The sequence below is a fragment of the Gemmobacter sp. LW-1 genome (assembly GCF_001303875.1).
GTDB lineage: Bacteria > Pseudomonadota > Alphaproteobacteria > Rhodobacterales > Rhodobacteraceae > Gemmobacter > Gemmobacter caeni.
The window spans coordinates 38,707-58,125 of record NZ_LJSC01000043.1; the positions used below are offsets into that span (position 1 = coordinate 38,707).

At 64.5% G+C, this 19,419-nt stretch carries 15 protein-coding genes; 6 read left to right on the plus strand and 9 right to left on the minus strand.

The window, feature by feature from the left end; genetic code table 11:
* Positions 1-16: 16 nt before the first annotated feature.
* Positions 17-3,088, minus strand: a complete 3,072-nt coding sequence (locus AO684_RS11445) for an efflux RND transporter permease subunit (RefSeq protein WP_054302878.1) — start codon at positions 3,086-3,088, stop codon at positions 17-19.
* Between the two features lie 10 nt (positions 3,089-3,098).
* Positions 3,099-4,199 (minus strand): efflux RND transporter periplasmic adaptor subunit, encoded by a 1,101-nt coding sequence (locus AO684_RS11450; protein ID WP_054302879.1) that lies wholly within the window; start codon positions 4,197-4,199, stop codon positions 3,099-3,101.
* Positions 4,200-4,462: 263 nt separating this feature from the next.
* On the opposite strand from AO684_RS11450, the gene AO684_RS11455 reads away from it, so the two are divergent.
* A complete protein-coding gene (locus AO684_RS11455; RefSeq protein WP_054302880.1) occupies positions 4,463-4,999 on the plus strand; it encodes a GNAT family N-acetyltransferase in 537 nt (178 codons plus the stop codon).
* Positions 5,000-5,006: 7 nt separating this feature from the next.
* Here AO684_RS11455 and AO684_RS11460 read toward each other — a convergent pair whose 3' ends face one another.
* From AO684_RS11460 to AO684_RS11485, 6 genes are all read right to left on the minus strand, one after another.
* On the minus strand, positions 5,007-6,026 hold the full coding sequence (locus tag AO684_RS11460) for a GSU2403 family nucleotidyltransferase fold protein (protein ID WP_054302881.1): 1,020 nt from the start codon (positions 6,024-6,026) through the stop codon (positions 5,007-5,009).
* Between the two features lie 93 nt (positions 6,027-6,119).
* Positions 6,120-7,178 (minus strand): hybrid-cluster NAD(P)-dependent oxidoreductase, encoded by a 1,059-nt coding sequence (locus AO684_RS11465; protein WP_054302882.1) that lies wholly within the window; start codon positions 7,176-7,178, stop codon positions 6,120-6,122.
* A 4-nt stretch (positions 7,179-7,182) separates the two neighbouring features.
* Positions 7,183-8,412 (minus strand): SRPBCC family protein, encoded by a 1,230-nt coding sequence (locus tag AO684_RS11470; protein WP_054302883.1) that lies wholly within the window; start codon positions 8,410-8,412, stop codon positions 7,183-7,185.
* A gap of 45 nt (positions 8,413-8,457) precedes the next feature.
* Complete coding sequence (locus tag AO684_RS11475; protein WP_054302884.1) at positions 8,458-9,492, minus strand: glycine betaine/L-proline ABC transporter ATP-binding protein; 1,035 nt, start codon at positions 9,490-9,492, stop codon at positions 8,458-8,460.
* Complete coding sequence (locus tag AO684_RS11480; RefSeq protein WP_054302885.1) at positions 9,489-10,529, minus strand: proline/glycine betaine ABC transporter permease; 1,041 nt, start codon at positions 10,527-10,529, stop codon at positions 9,489-9,491. Before AO684_RS11480 ends, AO684_RS11475 begins: the two co-directional genes overlap by 4 nt.
* A gap of 48 nt (positions 10,530-10,577) precedes the next feature.
* Positions 10,578-11,543, minus strand: a complete 966-nt coding sequence (locus tag AO684_RS11485) for an ABC transporter substrate-binding protein (protein ID WP_054303037.1) — start codon at positions 11,541-11,543, stop codon at positions 10,578-10,580.
* A 180-nt stretch (positions 11,544-11,723) separates the two neighbouring features.
* Between AO684_RS11485 and AO684_RS11490 the strand changes: the two genes are divergently transcribed.
* From AO684_RS11490 to AO684_RS11500, 3 genes are all read left to right on the plus strand, one after another.
* The gene (locus AO684_RS11490) at positions 11,724-12,647 is read left to right on the plus strand and encodes a LysR substrate-binding domain-containing protein (RefSeq protein WP_054302886.1); all 924 of its coding nucleotides are present in this window, start codon (positions 11,724-11,726) and stop codon (positions 12,645-12,647) included.
* Between the two features lie 118 nt (positions 12,648-12,765).
* The gene (locus AO684_RS11495; RefSeq protein WP_200907809.1) at positions 12,766-14,313 is read left to right on the plus strand and encodes a trimethylamine methyltransferase family protein; all 1,548 of its coding nucleotides are present in this window, start codon (positions 12,766-12,768) and stop codon (positions 14,311-14,313) included.
* A 5-nt stretch (positions 14,314-14,318) separates the two neighbouring features.
* On the plus strand, positions 14,319-15,098 hold the full coding sequence (locus AO684_RS11500; protein WP_054302888.1) for a pyrroline-5-carboxylate reductase: 780 nt from the start codon (positions 14,319-14,321) through the stop codon (positions 15,096-15,098).
* A 2-nt stretch (positions 15,099-15,100) separates the two neighbouring features.
* Here AO684_RS11500 and AO684_RS11505 read toward each other — a convergent pair whose 3' ends face one another.
* Positions 15,101-15,724, minus strand: coding sequence for a TetR/AcrR family transcriptional regulator (locus tag AO684_RS11505; protein WP_054302889.1), 624 nt, complete (start codon positions 15,722-15,724; stop codon positions 15,101-15,103).
* A 134-nt stretch (positions 15,725-15,858) separates the two neighbouring features.
* On the opposite strand from AO684_RS11505, the gene hpbA reads away from it, so the two are divergent.
* Positions 15,859-17,895 (plus strand): N-methyl-L-proline N-demethylase HpbA, encoded by a 2,037-nt coding sequence (hpbA, locus tag AO684_RS11510; protein ID WP_054302890.1) that lies wholly within the window; start codon positions 15,859-15,861, stop codon positions 17,893-17,895.
* Between the two features lie 132 nt (positions 17,896-18,027).
* A complete protein-coding gene (locus AO684_RS11515; RefSeq protein WP_054302891.1) occupies positions 18,028-19,416 on the plus strand; it encodes an FAD-binding oxidoreductase in 1,389 nt (462 codons plus the stop codon).
* The last annotated feature ends 3 nt before the right edge of the window (positions 19,417-19,419 follow it).

Here is a 19,419-nt window from a genome sequence, read left to right on the forward strand (position 1 = left end):
TCAGTCTGCGCCACGGTCAGGCGAATTTCTTCGTGACCTCGTTCTTGTGCAGAAGGTAGGCGCTGTCGCTGCGCGAGATCAGCGTATAGAACATCGGCACCACGAACAGGGTGAAGACCGTTCCGATCATCAGACCGGCGAAGATCACCACACCCATCGCCTGCCGTGCCGCAGCCCCCGCACCCTCCGCGATGATCAGCGGCACCACGGCCAGTGCCATGGCGGCAGTGGTCATCAGGATCGGGCGCAGACGGGTCTTGGCGGCGGCCACGATGGCCTCCTTGCGGGACAGGCCGTGTTCCTCACGCTGCTGGTTGGCAAATTCCACCATCAGGATGCCGTGCTTTGTAATCAGCCCGATCAGCGTGATCAGCCCGACCTGCGTGTAGATGTTCAGCGTGCTCACGCCAAAGAACAGGGGCAGCACCGCGCCGAAGATCGAGAGCGGCACCGACATCATGATGATGAACGGATCCCGGAAGCTTTCGAACTGCGCGGCCAGCACCATGTAGATGACGATAAGCGCGGCGCCGAAGGCCAGAAGGATGGTGTTGCCTTCCGTCTTTTCCAGCCGCGACTGGCCGGAATAGTCGATAAAGAACCCGTCCGGCAGCACCTCGCCCGCGATCCGCTCCAGCTCGGCCAGGGCGACCCCGGTGGACAGACCGATCATCGGCATGGCGGAAAGCGTGGCGGAGTTGAGCTGGTTGAACTGCTCGATAGAGGCCGCCGCCACACCGGGTTGCAGCGAAACCACCGAGGACAGCGGTACCATCTCGCCCGATGAGGAGCGGACGAAGAACTGTTCCAGCCGTTCAGGGTTGTTCCGCCACTCCTGCGGCACCTGCGTGATCACGTCATAGCTGTTGGAGTCGCGGTCAAATTGCGCGATGGCCCCGCCGCCGACCAGCAGGCCCAGCGTATTGCCGATCTCGCTGACCGACACGCCCAGTTCCGCCGCCCGGTCGCGATCAATGGTAATGCTGATCTGCGGCGCGTCGAAAGCAAGGCTGTTCTGCACCACGATGAACTTGCCGCTTTGCATGGCTTTCATGCGGATTTCATCGGCGATCTCGACCACGCGGTCGGGCGAGTGGATCGACTGGATCACCATGGAAATCGGCAAGCCACCCCCGGCACCGGGCAGCGACGGCGGGGCGAAGGCATAGCCTTGCAGGCCGGGCGTCGTATCCAGTTTGCCCTGAATCTCTGCCTGGATCTCTGCCTGACTGCGGCTGCGCTCGGACCAGTCCTTCAGCGCCCAGATATAGAAGCCGGTATTGTCTGCCCCGCCCATCCCGGCGACCGAGAACGAAGTATCGACCTCGGGGATGTCGGCGGTACGCTTGCCGATCTCGCGGGTGAAGGCGTCGGTATAATCCAGTGTCGCATAGCGCGGGCCGTTCAGGATCGCGAACAGCGCACCCTGATCCTCTTCCGGGGCCAGTTCGGAGGAGGTGTTCATGAACATGAACCCGGTGGCCCCCAGCAGCGACACCACCATAAGCAGCGTGACCGGGCGGTAATCCAGAGACGAGGACACCCGGCGTTCATACCAGTTGGCGACGCCGCCCAGCACCCGGTCCACCGTGCGCTGGAAGCGGCCCGGGGCGTCGTGGCTCAGCAGACGGGCGGACATCGTGGGGGTGATGGTCAGCGCGACGATCCCCGACAGGATGACCGACCCGGCCAGCGTCAGCGCAAATTCGGTGAACAGCGACCCGGTCAGCCCGCCGGTAAAGGCCAGCGGCGCCAGCACGGCGGCCAGCGTGATGGTCATGGCGATGACCGGCCCGGTAATTTCCTTCATCCCGACAATCGCAGCACGCGCCGGAGACAGGCCCTCGTCAATATGGCGATGGATGTTTTCCACCACCACGATGGCGTCATCGACCACCAGACCGATGGCCAGCACCATGGCCAGCAGCGTCAGCAGGTTGATCGAATAGCCCAGCGTCAGCATGATGGCGCAGACCCCGATCAGCGACAGCGGGATCGTGACGATGGGCATGAGAACCGACCGGAACGAGCCGAGGAACAGCAGGATCACCACCACCACGATGGCCACGGCTTCGCCAATGGTCTTGAACACCTCCTGAATGGAGGCGGCGATGGTTTCGGTGGAATCGTAGACCAGCTTGATGGTCATGCCCTTGGGCAGCGTGTCGTTCAGCGCCGGAAGGGCCGCCAGCACGTTGGCGGCGACATCCAGCTGGTTCTCGCCCGGCGCGGGAATGATACCGATGAAAGTGCCCGGCTCGCCCGCGAAGGTTACGATGGCATCCTGCTCGCCCGAGGCCAGTTCGATCCGCGAAACGTCGCGCAGGCGCACGGTGCCGTTCTTGCCCTGCACCAGCGGCAGCGCGCCGAAAGCTTCGGCCGACTGTACGGTGGAGGCCAGCGTCAGCGAGTAGATGAAGTATTCATTCTCGGTCTTGCCGGGCGCCGACAGGAAGTTCGAGGCCCGGATCGCGCCCAGCACCTCGGAGGCGGTGACACCGCGTGCGGCCAGTTGCAGCGGATCAAGCCAGATTCGCATGGCATATTCCGAGGCGCCCATGATTTCCATCTGCGCCACGCCGTCGATATTGGTCACGCGCGGACGGACCACGCGTTCCAGATATTCGGTCAGCTGCTCGGGGGTCATGTTGGGGTTCTGGACCGCCAGATACATCAGCGCGAAGGTCTGGCCGGTGCCTTTCACGATCACCGGGTCTTCGGCATCCGACGGCAGTTGCCCGCGCACCTGCTGCACCTTGGACATGACTTCGGTCAGGGCGATATCCGGGTCGGCGCCCAGTTTCATTTGTACCGTCACGACCGAGGCAGAGGGCCGCGATGCGGTGCTGATATAATCGACATGCTCGGTCGTCGACACCGCTGAGGCGATGGGCGAGGTGACGAAGCCCTGGATCAGATCGGCCGATGCGCCGGGATAGACTGTGGTGATGGTCACCACGGTTTCCTCGACTTCGGGATACTGGCGAACCGGCAGGTTCACCACCGAAACCAGACCCAGAAACAGGATCAGTGCGGCGACGACGGTGGACAGGACCGGGCGTCGGATGAAGATTTCCGAAAAATTCATCTTTCGGCCCTCACTCGCCCGCAGGGGCGTCAAGCACCACCGAATTGTCGACCTTGACCCGTGCGCCCGAGGTCAGGCGGTTCTGACCCGAGGTCACGATCTCGTCGCCGGCAGCGATGCCCTTGACCACTTCGATCCGCGCGCCGGAACGGCGACCGATGGTAACGAACACCTGTTCGACCTTTTGCTCTTCCGCCGTGTCTCCCGGCCGCAGCACATAGATCGAATCCCCGTAAAGGGTGGAACTGACGGCCGTTTGCGGCACGGCGATCACGCCTTCCTCTTTCGGCAGGGCGATACGCACGCGCAGGAACTGGCCCGGATACAGCTCGCCGGAGGGGTTATCCACCTCGGCCCGGACCGAAACCATGCGCGAGTTGGAATCAACGCGCGGTTCGATGGCGATGATGTTGCCCTTCGCGCTGAAATTGCCGACCTCGGAGGTCACGCTGACCGGCCCGCCCATGGTCAGATCAGCGATCTGCTGTTCCGGTACGGCGAAATCTACCCGCATATGCGACAGATCCTGCAAGGTGGCGTAGATCGTGCCGGGGGTCACATATTGCCCGACCTCGATCTGCGGAATGCCGATCACCCCGTCGAAGGGCGCCACCAGTTTCTTGCTGTCCAGCGCGGTCTGCACCTGGGCGACCTGTGCACGGGCGCTTTGCACCTGGGCATCGGCGCTTTCGACGGTATTCGCCGCACCGACGCCGCGTTCGGACAACGTATGCGCGCGGTTGGCATCGGCCAGCGCGACGCTCAGCCCCGCTTTCGCGGCGGCCAGCGAAGCAGCCTCGCTGTCATCGTCGATCTGAACGAGATGCTGGTCTTTCGAAATCTTGTCATTGGCGGAGAACTGGATCGCGCGCACCAGCCCGCCGGATTCGATGGCGAGATCGACGCCGCGCGCCGAAAGGGCGGTGCCGATCGCCTCGATCCCCGGCTCCCATGTGACGGCCTCGACCGTCTCGGTGCTGACGGGAACCGGCGGCGGAACCATGCCGCCGAGATACTGTGCGATCATATCGTCCCGGAAGTACTTGAACCAGACAATGCCGCCGACAATCAGCCCCAGCAAAATGACCGCGATTACCAGCCGCTTGAACATCGAGGGTCTCCAATAGCTACAAACCGGGAAGGGAAGGGTTCGTTGTATTCTGTTCGCCGCACCTTGCTGGTTCAGCCAGCGGGCGAGGTCAAGAGAAAGCATTCCCATTTTGGTGGCAATACTGCCTTACGTTAGGTCATTCACGGCTTTCCATGCTGTGTTATCAGAGACTTGCCCCGCCAGACGACAGCCGGTTTCCCGCATTGCGCCATGCCGCACCCGATGGTCTTATGGAACAGCCCGCGCAATCAGGATACCGCATCATGACCGTCCTGCACACGTTGAATCTGACGCTCCGCCCGTGTCACCCGGCGGACGGGCCGGATTTCATCGCGCTGGAGCGGGATGCCGAAGTCATGCAATTTCTGAACGGCGGTCCGGTCGATCATGACCGCGTGGACCCGGACGAGGTGACCTTCCTGATGCCGCGGGGTCACGAACCGCATGTCTGGACGGCCCGGCGTCGCGCGGATGAGGCATTTGTCGGCTGGTTCGGCCTGTTTCCCGAAGGTGGCGGGCTGGCCGAGCTTGGCTATCGGCTGCGCCGCGATCACTGGGGCAGGGGGCTGGCCAGTGAAGGGGCGATGGCCCTGATTGACTGGGGGTTCGGTCATGCGGGCCATGACCGGATCATCGCCTGCACACTGGCGGTCAACCACGGCTCGCGTCGCGTCATGGAAAAGACGGGGATGACCTATGAGCGGACGGAGTATCCCGCAGCCCCGGTTCCGGTTGCCGGGTCCGAACAGGGTGAGGTCTGGTATGGTCTCAGCCGCGACCGCTGGGCCAGACGGCGCTGAGCCAGCGTCACGCAAGATCGCGCAGGATGGCGGCGGTGTCCGGCATCCGCGACAGGCTTGCCCCGATCCGTTGCCGCCAGCGCGGGCCACGCGCCTGCGCCTCTGCCAGAGCTTCGGCCAGATCGTCCGGTCGGTCCTGCGCCAGAATCCCGATCAGGAAAGCCGCCTGGCCGCGATCCTTGCGGGCCTTGGCCTGATCGACCCCGCCGCGCCGCCGGTCTGCGACGATCAGCTTGTGGATGGCGAACCGCTCGGGGCGGGGGATCTGTACCAGCACGCCGGAGCGGTAAAGCGCGATGGCCGGGATCGGATCGGCGATCAGGTAATTCAGGTAGTTCAGCGCCTGCGCGCTGACCCCCAGCGCGGGCAACGGCTTCACGGTTTCATCGCCGAAAGCCGGGGTCAGGAACTCCACCAGCGCCTCGCCCCGGTTCTGCCGCCACTTCCACACCTGCCGGTCCGGCATCCCCGGCACCGGGTCGAATTTCAGCGCCTGAAGGATGTCGCCGGGGTTTTCCTCCACCCGGTCCCCCAGTGCCACGGACAGCCGTTCGAAACTGGCGAAATCAATGTCGCCGGTCTGGGCCAGTTCGTCTGAATCGAAACGCACGCCCAGTTCGCCCTGATAAAGCGCATAGGCCGCCGTTCCGACCAGCGTGCCACCCAGCCGGAACACCCCGGCCCGCGCAAAGGCAAGCAGCAGGGAGCCGGTGTCACGGTCGGTGGCGATGAAGCCTTCGGCCCGCAGGATCCGGGCAAGCCGCGTCATCCCCGCCCTGCGTGCCCCGGCCCCCGCCCGCAATTCCGCCGCGCGCGCCAGCCGGGCGCGCAACTCGGGCGTGCCTTCGCCCAGATAGCGGCTTTTCATCTCGGTCCCGATGCGGAACCTGTCATAAAGATAACAGCGCCCGTTGCGCACCCGCTCTTCGACACTGCCGATGAGTTCTGAGGCGGTTTCTTCCAGATGCAGGCGCAGCAGATCCTGATAGGACACCTGCGCGGCGCGGGAATGGGAAAGGGCAGGCATGGCAGGGTCCGTCTTGTGTGTAGCGAATATATGTTTGATGCACACAAAAGTGCATGTGCGGCAAGAAAATTCTTGCTGCACATGAGGGGGCGGTCAGACCTCGACGGTAATGGCACCCTGCGGGTGCGAACAGCAGGCGAGGATCAGCCCCTCGTCAATCTCGTCATCCGAGATGCCGCCGTTATGCACCATGACCACTTCACCGGAGGTTTTCTTCACCTTGCAGGTGCCGCAAAGGCCAAAGTTGCAGCTGGACGGAATGTTCAGCCCGGCGCGTTTCGCCACGGTCAGCACGGTTTCCGAGCCGTCGCAGCCCAGCGTTTTGCCCGACAGCGCGAAGGTCACGCTGGCCGCGCCGCCAAGCTCCACCGTCTCGACCGGCTGTTCGACCAGCGCGGGGGCAGCAAAGCTTTCCTCGTGATAGCGCGCCATGTCGTAGCCGAGCGAGGCCAGCATCTCGCGCACCGCCCGCATGAACGGTTCGGGGCCGCAGCAGAAGATCTCACGTTCCAGATAATCCGGCGCCATCAGGCCCAGCATGATCTGGCTGAGCCGCCCGCGATAGCCGGGCCAGACCTCGAACGGGTCCACCTCTTCCACCGTGAAGCGCAATTGCAGCCCCGGCACGCGGGCGGCGAACTGTTCAAGCCTGCGGCGGAAGATGATTTCGGCCGGGCGGCGCGCGGCATGGACGAAGGTGATGTCGGGCATTTCGCCCGAATCCCAGGCCCACATCGTCATCGACATCATCGGGGTGATGCCTGATCCTGCCGAAATGAACAGATATTTCGGTGCCTTGTGGCGCAGGAAGGTGAACTGCCCCGCCGGGCCATGGGCGCGCAGACGCATGCCGGGCTTCAGATGGTCGATCAGCCAGCGCGTGCCTTCGGACCCCGGCTGCGCCTTGACGGTGATCGACAGCGACAGCGGCCGCGAGGGCGAGGAAGAGATGGTATAGGTCCGGCTGACCATGCCCGAAGGCAGTGGCAGATCCAGCGTCAGGAACTGCCCCGGCTGATAGTCGAACCACGCCCCGGAAGGGGCGCGGAAGGCGATGGTGGCGCAATCGGGCGCTTCGGGGATGACCATGGCGCATTCAAGCTCCTCGTGGTCATCCCAGGGTTCTGCCGTCCAGTTCTGGCGCTGCGGCATCGGTTTACTCTGCCGCCAGCCGGGCGCCGCCGGGGGCCTGCGCCGCGATCATCGCGCGGACATACCAGTCGACAAACTGGATCACGCCGCTTTCCTGTTTCGCCGAATAAGGGCCGGGTTCATAGGCAGGCGAGCTTACGCCGATCTGGTTTTCCTCGACCACGCGGCGATCCTCGTCATTGGTGGCAAGCCAGACCTCGGTCAGGCGTTTCAGATCGTAGTCGCGCCCTTCCACGGCATCTTTGTGGACCAGCCAGGTGGTCACAACCTCGGTTTGGGTGGCGCTGATCGGCAGGACGCGGAAGTTCAGCACATGATCCGACAGGAAGTGGTTCCAGGTGTTCGGATAGTGGAAGAACAGCAGCGACCCGGCATTGGCGAAGGGCATGCCCGGCAAGCGCGGTGCGGCGGCGGCGCCATCCATGGTGTAGCTGACACCCTCGCCCACGAAGGGGATGCGCACCAGACGCCACTGATCGTTCGGCGCGATGACATAGCGCGAGGGCAGCCCAGCCTCTTCGCAGCGGTTCACATGGGCGGCACCGGCGGGCGAGGACAGGCTGTCATCCGCGCCGACCAGATCGGGGTCGTCGCTGAAGGTGCGGCAGAGCGACGGATGCGATCCCGCGCAGTGATAGCATTCGCGGTTGTTTTCCAGCACCAGCTTCCAGTTGCCTTCCTCGACGATGCGCGACTGGAAGGCGACCTTAAGGTCGGCCATGCCATGCGGCGCGGCATAGCGATCCGCCTCGGCCTGCACGGCGGCGAAATCCGGCGCTTCCTCGGCCAGACAGACAAACACCATCCCGGCGGCCTGAGTGCAATGCACCGGCTTCAGCCCGTGCTTGGAGGCGTCGAAATCCGTGCCCATGTCGCGCGCCCACAGCAGGCGCCCGTCCGGGTCATAGGTCCACTGGTGGTAGGGGCAGACCAGCTTTGCCGCCTGACCCGAGGGTTTGGAGCAGATGCGCTGTCCGCGATGGCGGCATACATTGTGGAACGCGCGGATCACACCATCCGCACCACGCACCACGACCACCGGATAGGCGCCCAGTTGCAGCGTCACATAACTGCCGGTCTTGGGAAATTCCGCGATCGAGGCGGCGAAGATCCATTCGCGCTGCCAGATGGCGCGCAGGTCCTCGGCAAAGACCTCGGGGTCGGCATAGAAGGGCCGGGCCAGCGAGAAGCCAGAGCGTTGTTCATTCAGCAGAGAAAGGAGATCGCCTTGCATGACGGTGTTTCCTGAAGGGAGGAGGGGAGGAGGAAAGCGGGATGGTCAGCCCACCTTGGGAACGAGCGCGCGCACCACGTCGCGCATGTCGATCCGCCCAGCGGGCTGGCCCTTGTTCAGAACGGTATAGGCGCGATGGGTGTCGCCATCGGACAGCGCGATCAGCGCCTCCAGCGTGGTTTCGGTATCCACCGTCTCGGGCGGCATGTCGTCCGACAGGCCCGGCGTCATCACCGACCGTACCCGCAGCACGCGGGCGCGGTTGATGTCGCTGACGAAGTCCACGATGTAGGGATCGCGCGGATGCAGCACGATGCTCTGCGGATCGCCCTGCTGCACCACACAGCCATCCTTCAGGATGACCAGATGATCCGCCAGCTTCAGCGCCTCGTCCAGATCGTGACTGATGAAGATGATGGTCTTGTGCAGTTCCGTCTGCAATTGCAGCAGCAGGTTCTGCATGTCGGTGCGGATCAGCGGATCGAGTGCCGAAAACGCCTCGTCCATCAGCAGGATCGGCGCGTTGGAGGCCAGCGCGCGGGCAATGCCGACCCGTTGCTGCATCCCGCCCGACAGCCGGTGCGGATGGCTGTCGGCGAATTTGCCCAGCCCGACACGCTCCAGCCATTTCATCGCTTCGGCGCTGCGTTCCGCCAGCGGTACGCCCTTGACCTCCAGCGCCAGCGCCGCGTTTTCCAGAACCGTGCGATGCGGCAGCAGCGCGAATTTCTGGAACACCATGGTCATCTGGTCCTGCCGCAGCCTGCGCAGCCCTTCGGGCGACAGGCCGGTGACATCGGTGCCGTCAATCAGGATCTGACCGGCCGTCGGCTCGATCAGCCGGTTCAGGTGGCGCACCAGCGTGGATTTGCCCGAGCCCGACAACCCCATGATGACGGTGATCTGCCCCGCCCGCATGTCGATGTTGATGTCGGACAGACCCAGCACATGCTTGCCGTTTTCCAGAAGCTCGGTCTTGCCCATGCCTTTCCGGACATCGGCAAGCGCCGCCTCGGGGCGTGGCCCGAAAATCTTGTAGAGATTGCGGACCGAAATCTTGACCGGGGCGGGCGCGTTCATTGCTGGTCTCCGGCATTCATGCGCGACAGCGCGGTCTTGGTCACCCGGTCGAGGATGATGGCCAGCAGCACGATGCCCAGACCGGCCACCAGACCCACGCCCAGCTCAAGGTTGTTGATGCCGCGCAGCACCAGCACGCCCAGGCCCGGCGCCGACACCAGCGAGGCGATGACGACCATCGCGAGGCTCATCATGATGGTCTGGTTCAACCCCGCCATGATATTGGGCATGGCCAGAGGCAGCTCGACCTTCACCAGCTTCTGCCAGCGGGTCATGCCGAAGGCATCGGCGGCCTCGGTCACATCGGGATCGACCAGACGGATGCCCAGATCGGTCAGCCGGATGATCGGCACGATGGCGTAGAGGATGATGGCGATGCCATAAAGCTTTGGCTCGGTCACACTGAACAGGAAGATCAGCGGGATCAGATACACGAAGGACGGCAGGGTTTGCAGCAGGTCCAGAACCGGCAGCACCACTTTCTGCGCCCGGTCGTTTTTCGACATCAGGATGCCGATGGGCAGGCCCAGCAGCACCGAAATCACTGTGCAGACGAGGATGATGGCGAAAGTCTGGATCGCCGCGTCGAAATGGTTGATGAGGGCCAGAACCAGCATGGCTGCGCCGACAAAGGCGGTCAGCCCGCGCGACCGCGTCACGCGCTGCACCACCAGCAGGATCAGCAGCATGGTCAGCCACCAGGGCAGGAAAGCAAAGCCCTTCAGCGTGCCGGTCAGCGCCCAGCTCAGCGGCTGGGTCAGCGGGTCCAGCACCAGCTTCAGACCGTCTTTCATGCTCATGAACAGGCTTTCGACCGCGGCGGTCAGATCGCGCGTGCGCCAGATGGCGTTGCAGCTTTCATTCAGCACATCCAGCGACGGAAAGGGCCGCGACCAGAACGCGACCTCCTCGGCCCCGCCGGATTGCGCCTTCGCCTTGGCCATCAGTTGCGCCATGGTCATCGGCCCGCCGGTCGATCCGGCGTCGCACCAGGCGCGCAGGCCCAGCGTATCGAAAAGTTGAGTATAGGCTGCCATCGGTCCTCACCGGAAGGTGGGGGGCGCAAGACCGCCCCCCGATCAGGGTCACTGTGCGAAAGCGGCCAGTTTTTCCTTGGCTTCCGGGCTGACCCATGCCGTCCAGACATCCGGGTAGGTCATCAGGAAGTGCACCACGGATTCGTCAATCGAGGCCTTGTTTTCTTCCTGCCACGCCAGAACCTCGCCCATCTGCTGGTTGGTGAAGGCGACTTTCGACATCAGATCGACGACTTCGGGTTCGCGGGCGGCGAAATCGGTGGTCACGGCGGTCACGACCTCGGCGCTGGGGAAATCCGATTTTTTCGGATTGGCGCAGCCGACAGTCTGGTTGCAGACATGCGCCTCGGCGTCATAGGGGCCGACATCGACCTTCACCATCGGATATTTGCCCAGAACGGCGGTCGGTGCCCAGTAGTAGCCGAACCACGGTTTCTTGTCGGCATAGGCTGAGGCGATGGAGGCGGCCAGCGTCTCGCCCGAGCCGTGGTCGAAAACCGTCACGCCATGTCCGGCCAGATCATAGGCAACCTTCAGGTTATCGTTGGCCACCCGGCAGCCCCAGCCTTCGGGGCAGTTGTTGAACACGCCGCCCACCATGTCGGGATGCGCCAGAATACCGTCGATCTTGGTCAGCTCAGGATGTTCGGCCGCCAGATAATCGGGAATCCACCAGCCTTCGACACCGCCATCGGACAGTACATGCGCCACGGTCCTGACTTTGCCCGCTTCCTCCAGCGGCTTGTACTCCGGCAGCGAGTTCAGCCAGAGTTCGGTCACGATATCCGGTTTGCCGGTTTCCGCCACCGAGGCGAGCGCGGGCACAGTGTTCGAAGGAACCACGGTAACCTTGCAGCCATATCCTTGTTCCATAAGGAATTTCGATACGCCGGTCACGATCCCGGCCGAGGCCCAGTTCATTTCGGTGATCGTCACATCGCCACAGGCCGCAGCGGTCTGGGCTGTGGCAATCGTGGCCAGGACGGCCGATGTCACGAAGAGGCTGGCTTTCATCATTTGCTCCCTGCGCCGGGGAGGCGCCTCCCCGGCCTGTTGCTTTTGCCGGCTTGTTCCGCCGACTGGTAAGTGCCGTTGACGTTCCGTTGCGGAAGCTTTTCGCTCAACCGCAAAAATTCTCGACGTTTAGATAACTCTGAGTTATGCGTTTCGTAAAATCGCGACAGGAGGTCGAAAATGGTCAGTCTGCGGCGAACGATTTCCTCGCTTGGCGCATTGACCACCTTCGAGGCGGCGGCACGGCTGGAAAGTTTTACCCGTGCGGCCTCGGAACTGGGGGTGACGCAAGCGGCAGTGAGTCGGCAGATCAAGCAGCTTGAGGCCGAGCTGAACACCGCGCTTTTCGTTCGCGCGCATCGCAAGGTCGTGCTGACCACGCAGGGTGCGGCGCTGTCCTCGGTGCTGTCCGGCTCGTTCCAGCGCATCGCCGAGATGATCGAGACGATCCGCCAGCCTGTCGTGCATGACAGCATCACCGTCGGGGCGACGCTGGCCTTCACACATTTCTGGCTTCTGCCGCGTCTGGCCGAGTTTCGCGCGGCTTATCCCGACATCAAGCTGCGCCTGGTGGCCGAAGACAGCATCACGGACCTGCGCCGCGACCGGCTGGACCTGTCGATCCGCTACGGCAAGCCGCCCTTTGAAGATGCGCGCAGTCTTGCCACCATCGCGGACGAGGTGTTCCCCGTGTGCAGCCCGCGCCTGCTTGCGCGGCTGGGGATGCAGGCGGCCACCGCCGATCTGGCGAAGATGCCGCTTCTGGCCTCGGATTGGGTGGACCCGGCCTGGCTGTCCTGGCGGTCCTGGGCCAAGCTGGCGGGGGAATCCCCGGCCATCGCCAAAGCCTCGGATACCAGCCGTCTGCGGTTCAACCATTACACCGATACGATTCACGCTGCCCTGCACGGCGAGGGTGTGGCGATTGGCTGGGCTACGCTGATCAACCCCTATCTGGTGGAAGGCCGTCTGATTCAGGTGGGCGGGCGCCGGGTGATGCTGGAGGAGCGCTATCACCTGATGGAACCGCATGGCCGCGAACTCTCGCCCGCTGCTGCGGCCTTCCGCGACTGGATCATCGACGAATTCGCTGCCGGTATATAACCTCAGATCATCGACTCGGGCCTTTTTTCTGCTCGTCACAACTGCCGCGCGGCGGCCTTAAGGTCATGCTGTCCCACGCTCTGCCGAAGGTGAAATCATGGATGACCTCAATACCGACATGAACGAGTCCGGCCGCGGGCGGCGCCGCAGCGGCGGGCGCGACATGCGCCGCAGCGAGCGCGGCACAGGTGCCACGCGCGGCGTGCATGTGCCCTACATCACGCGGGGCATCCCCACCTATGACGTGATGGGCGAGGAAAACCTGTTGAAGATCGAGGCGGCTGCTAACCGCATTCTGGCGGAAACCGGGCTTGAGTTTCGCGACGACCCCGAGGCGCTGGACCTCTGGCGCCGTGCCGGGGCGAAGGTGGACGGCGTTTCGGTGAAGTTCGAACCCGGTATGCTGCGCGAGATCGTGCGCACTGCCCCGGCCGAATTTACCCAGCACGCCCGCAACCCGGTCAACAATGTGCAGATCGGCGGGCGCAACGTGGTCTTCGCCCCGGCCTATGGCAGCCCCTTCGTGATGGATCTCGACCGGGGCCGCCGCTTTGGCACCATCGAGGATTTCACCAATTTCATCAAACTGGCGCAGTCGTCCCCGTGGTTCCACCATTCCGGCGGCACGATCTGCGAACCGACCGACGTGCCGGTGAACAAGCGCCATCTCGATATGGTCTATGCCCATATCAAATATTCCGACCGCGCCTTTCTGGGCTCGGTCACGGCGGCGGAACGGGCCGCCGACAGCGTGGAAATGGCGCGCATCCTGTTCGGCGCCGATATGGCCGACCGCAATTGCGTGATCATGGGCAATTTCAACGTGAACTCGCCGCTGGTCTGGGATGGCACGATGACTCGTGGCATGCGGGAATATGCGCGGGCGGGACAGGGCACCATCCTCGTGCCGTTCATCCTCGGCGGTGCCATGGGGCCGGTCACCAGCGCGGGCGCCATCGCGCAGGCATTGGCCGAAACACTGGCCGGTTGCGCGCTGACGCAGCTTGAACGCCCCGGCGCCCCGGTGGTCTTTGGCAACTTCCTGTCGTCGATGAGCCTGCGCTCCGGCAGCCCCACGTTCGGGACGCCCGAACCCGCCATCGGCAGCATGGTCATTGGCCAGCTTGCGCGGCGGCTGAACCTGCCCTTGCGCTGCGCCGGCAATTTCACCACCTCGAAACTCCCCGACGCGCAGGCGATGATGGAGGGCACGATGTCCATGCTCTCGGCCATTCACTGCGGGGCGAACTACATCCTGCATTCCGCCGGGTTCCTCGACGGCCTGCTGTCGATGTCCTACGAGAAATTCATGCTGGACGCCGACCTTTGCGGCGCGCTGCATTCCTATCTGAAGGGCGTGCAGGTCGATGACGACCAGCTTGCCGTCGATGCCTTCGCCGAAGTGGGGCCGGGCAACCATTTCTTCGGCTGCACGCATACGATGGGCCATTACGAAACCGCCTTCTGGGACAGCGAGCTTTCCGACAACGAACCTTTCGAAAAATGGGAGGCTGCCGGGTCGGAGGATGCCGCGAGCCGTGCCAACAAGCTGTGGAAGCGGCGGCTGGCGGAATATGAGGCCCCGGCGCTGGACGAAGGTATTGACGAGGCGCTGCGCGATTTCGTGGCGCGGCGAAAGGCGGAAGTCGCGGATATGTGGTATTGATCGGCATGGCACAGGGCATTGCAATTCTTGGCGGAACCGGCTGGCTGGGGCTGGCGCTCGGACAGAACCTGCTGCGGCGCGGCCTGCCGCCGGGGGCTTTGCACCTGCTCAACCGGCGCGGGCCGACGGCGGATTATGACGGCTGGCCGGGCGTTCACTGGGCGACAGACCTTGATGACCTTCTGGCGGGCGCCGGGGTTGTGGTGCTGTCGGTGCGTCCCGGGGATTACCACATCCCCGTCCCGCAGAGCTTTGGCGGGCTGGTGATTTCCTTCATGGCGGGCGTGCCGCTGGAACGGCTGGCGCGGGACTGGCCGCGGGCCACCATCGCCCGCGCCATGCCCGGCGGCGGTGCGCAGGAGGGGCAGGCTCATGTGCCGTGGTGCGCGGGCGAGATCCCCGCCGCAGCCGCAACCCGGGTGGCCGGGGTGCTGGGCGCCATCGGCATGGTGGATCGCGTGGCGGATGAGACGGCGCTGGCCTATATGTCGGCGCTGTCCGGCTCGGGTGCGGCTTATCCGGCGCTGATGGCGCAGGCAATGTATCACGACGCCATCAGGCGGGGCATCGCGCCGGATGTGGCATGGCGGGCCGTGCGGTCGGTGGTCTGCGGTGCCCCCGCGCTGTTCACCCAGGGCCCGGAACAGGCGGCGGCGCTGCTGGAAAGCTACCACGGCTATCGCGGTGTCACGGCGGCGGGGCTGACGGCGGCCGAGGCGTCGGGCTTTGCCGAGGCCATTACCGCGGCGCTGGAGGTCGCCACCGAAAAGGCCCTGAATTTCTGAGCCTAGAGGCCGAAACGACCCCGGAACCGGGCAATCTCGCGTGGTTCCGGCGGGCGCCCCGTGTAGATCTCGACATAGCTCGGAATCCGCTCCAGCCGGGTTTCCAGCGTCTCGTCAGCCTGCATCGAGATATAGCCGATCTGCACCAGATAGATGGTGCGCGCCCGCACATCGGCATCCAGCGCCGCATGGCCCCAGCGTTCCAGCAGGGCAGCCAGCGCGGCCAGTCGCTGTTGATCAGCCTCGGCCACGCGGGCAAGGATGGCCGGGTCTTTCAGGCCCCAGCCGCGCATGGCGAATTCCAGCTTCGCGTCGAAGGTCTCGGGCCGCAGGAAACAGGCGATGACATTCAGCATCGCCTCCGTCTCCGTTTCGGCAAATTCACGCGTCGCGGCGGTCAGGGGGGTTGTGGTCCGCGCCTCCCACATCTCGGCCAGTGCGGCCAGCAGCGCGTCGCGGTTCTGGAAGAACCAGTAGAACGACGTCCGTGACAGCTTCAGCTGCTCCGCCAGCGGCAGGATTTTCACCGCATCCACGCCCTCGCGGATCAGCGCACCATAGGCCGCTTCCAGCCAGCCCTCGCGCGATCCGCGCCAGCCCGTTTCAGGTTTTTCCGTCTCTTCCATGACACGCAGACTAGGCGGAACGAACGGTATCCGCAAGAAATGTTCTACACTGACTGTTTTCTTGACAGTTATGAACATTTTTCCGATGATCCCGCCAGACTCACCTGCCAGCCCGCATCCGAAAGGCGCCCGCCATGTCGAACGACCCGCTTTTGCAGCCCTACAAGCTGAAGCATCTCACGCTGCGCAATCGCATCATGATCACCAGCCACGAACCGGCCTACCCGGAAGACGGGATGCCGAAGGGCCGCTACCGCGCCTATCATGTGGAACGGGCAAAGGCGGGGGTGGCGCTGACAATGACGGCCGGTTCCGCCAGCGTGGCGCAGGACAGCCCGCCGGTGTTCAACAACATCCTCGCCTGGAAGGACGAGGTGGTGGGCTGGATGAAGCAGATGGTCGATGAATGCCACGACCATGGCGCCGCCGTGATGATCCAGCTGACCCACCTTGGCCGCCGCACCCGCTGGGACAAGGCCGACTGGCTGCCGGTCGTCGCCCCCAGCCATGAACGTGAGGCGGCGCATCGTGCCTTTCCGAAGCGGATCGAGGATTGGGATATCACCCGCATCATCAGCGACTTCGCCGATGCCGCCGAGCGGATGAAGGCGGCGGGCGTGGATGGGATCGAGCTGGAGGCTTACGGCCACCTGCTCGAACAGTTCTGGTCGCCGCTGACCAATGATCTTGAGGCGCCCTATGGTGGCAGCCTCGACAACCGGCTGCGCTTTACCTTCGACGTGTTGCGCGCCATCCGTGCCCGCTGTGGCGAGGATTTCATCGTCGGCCTGCGCTATACCGGCGATCAGTGCCAGCCGGGCGGCATGACGGCGGCCGAGGGGCTGGAGGTCAGCCACAAGCTGAAGAACAGCGGGCTGGTCGATTTCCTCAATGTCGTGCGCGGGGCAATCGACACTGACCCGGCGCTGACCGATCTGATCCCGATTCAGGGTATGAAGAACGCGCCGCATCTGGACTTCGCGGGCGAGATCCGTGCGGCGACCGGCTTTCCGACCTTCCATGCGGCGAAGATCCCCGATGTGGCGACGGCACGGCACGCCATCGCCAGCGGCAAGCTGGATATGGTCGGGATGACGCGGGCGCATATGGCTGACCCGCATCTGGTGCGCAAGGTCATCGAAGGGCGGGAGGATGACATCCGTCCCTGTGTCGGCGCCAATTATTGCCTTGACCGTATCTATCAGGGCGGGCTGGCCTTCTGTCTGCACAACCCGGCGACGGGCCGGGAAGAGACGATGCCGCACAGCATCCCCGCTGCCGCCACGAAGAAGCGCATCACCATTGTCGGCGCCGGTCCGGCGGGGATGGAGGCCGCGCGGGTGGCGGGCGAACGTGGCCATGCCGTCACCGTATTCGAAGCGGCTGACCAGCCGGGCGGCCAGATCCGCCTGACCGCGCAGGATGAACGGCGGCGCGAGATGATCTCGGTCATCGCCTGGCGTCAGGCGCAATGCGAAAAGCTGGGGGTGGATTTCCGCTTCAACACTTTCGCCGATGCCGCTGATATTCTGGCGACCAACCCCGACGAGGTGATCATCGCCACAGGTGGTCTGCCGCATACCGAGGTGCTGTCGGGTGGCAATGACCTCGTGGTCTCTGCCTGGGACATCCTGTCGGGCGATGTGAAGCCGGGCAGCAATGTGCTGATCTATGACGACGCGGGTGATCATGCGGCGCTGCAAGCGGCCGATCTGATCTCGGCCACCGGGGCCGCGGTAGAAATCGTGACCCCGGACCGCAGCTTCTCGCCCGAGGTCATGGCGATGAACCTTGTGCCCTACATGCGCAACCTGCAAAAGCGCGACACCACCTTCACGGTGACCTGGCGTCTTATGTCGGTCGCACGCGAGGGCAATGCGTTGCGCGCCACGCTGGGCAGCGACTACGGCGATTTCCGGCGCGAGCGGCTGGTGGATCAGGTGGTGGTCAACCACGGCACCCGCCCGCTGGACGAGCTTTATTTCGAGCTGAAGCCGCAGTCGTCGAACCTGGGCGAGGTGGATTACCGCGCGCTGACCGCCGGTGCTGTGCAGGATGTGCGGCGCAACACCGAAGGCCGGTTCCGGCTGTTCCGCATCGGCGATGCGGTGGCGGCGCGTAACACCCATGCCGCGATCTATGATGCGCTGCGGCTGGTGAAAGACCTGTAATCCGGCTGCCGCCGCCCCGGGGCCTCCGGGGTGGCGGCCCGCCAAACCTTCCCCGTGGGGAATTGGCACGCCCCGGCGAAGGCCGCATACTGCGCGTGATCGGCGGTGGTGCGGCGTGGCAAGGAGCGGAAGATGGACGTAGGGACCAATGGCGAAGTGTCGTTCTGGTATGCCGATATGGGCGGCGTGCCGGGCTATCGCCCACCGCTGCCCGGCGACATCTCGGTGGATGTCTGCATCGTCGGCGCGGGGTTCACCGGCCTCTGGACCGCCTATTACCTGAAAGAAGCTGAGCCCGGCCTGTCCATCGCCATCGTGGAAAAGGAATTCGCGGGCTTCGGCGCCTCGGGTCGCAATGGCGGCTGGTGTTCGGGCGAATTCGGATGGAGCCGCCACAAATACCTGTCCTCCGGCAGCCGTGCGGGGGTTATCGAATTTGAACGCCAGTTGCGCGCCACCGTGGACGAGGTGAAGCGCGTGACGGAGGCCGAGGGCATCGACTGCGACTTCCGGCTGACCGATTGCCTGACCTTCGCCCAGACCCCCGCACAAATGGCGCGTCTGCGCGCGGATTACGAAACCGCGATGTCCTGGCAGGTGCCGACCACGCGGCTGGAACTGATCGGCGGGGCCGAGGCGGCGGCGCGCATCCGGGTGTCCGATGCGCAGGGCGCGCTGGTGCGTCACCACGTCGCCCGCGTGCAGCCCGCCAAGCTGGTGCGCGGTCTGGCTGATGCGGTGGAACGGCGCGGGGTGGCGATTTATGAACAGACCACCGTGACCGGCATCTCAAAGGGCCTTGTCACCACGAACCGGGGCAGGGTTACGGCGCACCGGATCATCCGCGCCACCGAGGGCTTTACCCATGGCATCCCCGGCAACGAACGTCAGTGGCTGCCGATGAACAGCGCCATTGTGGTCACCGAACCACTGCCCGATGACCTGTGGCGCGAGATCGGCTGGGAGGATCATCAGCTTCTGGCCGATGCCTCGCATGCCTATTGCTATGCGCAGCGCACGCGGGGCAACCGCATCGCCATGGGCGGGCGCGGCGTGCCCTATCGTTTTGGCTCGAAAACCGATACCCGCGGCCAGACCCAGCCGGAAACCATCGAAAAGCTGAAGGACATCCTTTATCGGATGCTGCCGCAGACGCGCGGGCTGCGGCTGGATCATGCCTGGTGCGGGGTGCTGGGCGTGCCGCGCGACTGGTGCGCCACTGCGGGGATGGACCCGCAGACCGGCATCGGCTGGGCGGGCGGCTATGTCGGGCTGGGGGTCTCGACCTCCAATTTCTCGGGGCAGACGCTGGCCGATCTGGTGCTGGACCGCCAGACCGAACGGACCGCTCTGCCCTGGGTCAACCGCCGCCCGCGCAAATGGGAAGTGGAGCCGCTCCGCTGGCTGGGGGTGCATGGCATGTACTGGCTTTACCACCGCGCGGACCGGAACGAGGCGGCGGGCGGCGGCAAGACCACCTCGCGCCTTGCGACCTGGGCAAACCGTCTGACCGGGCGCTGAGCC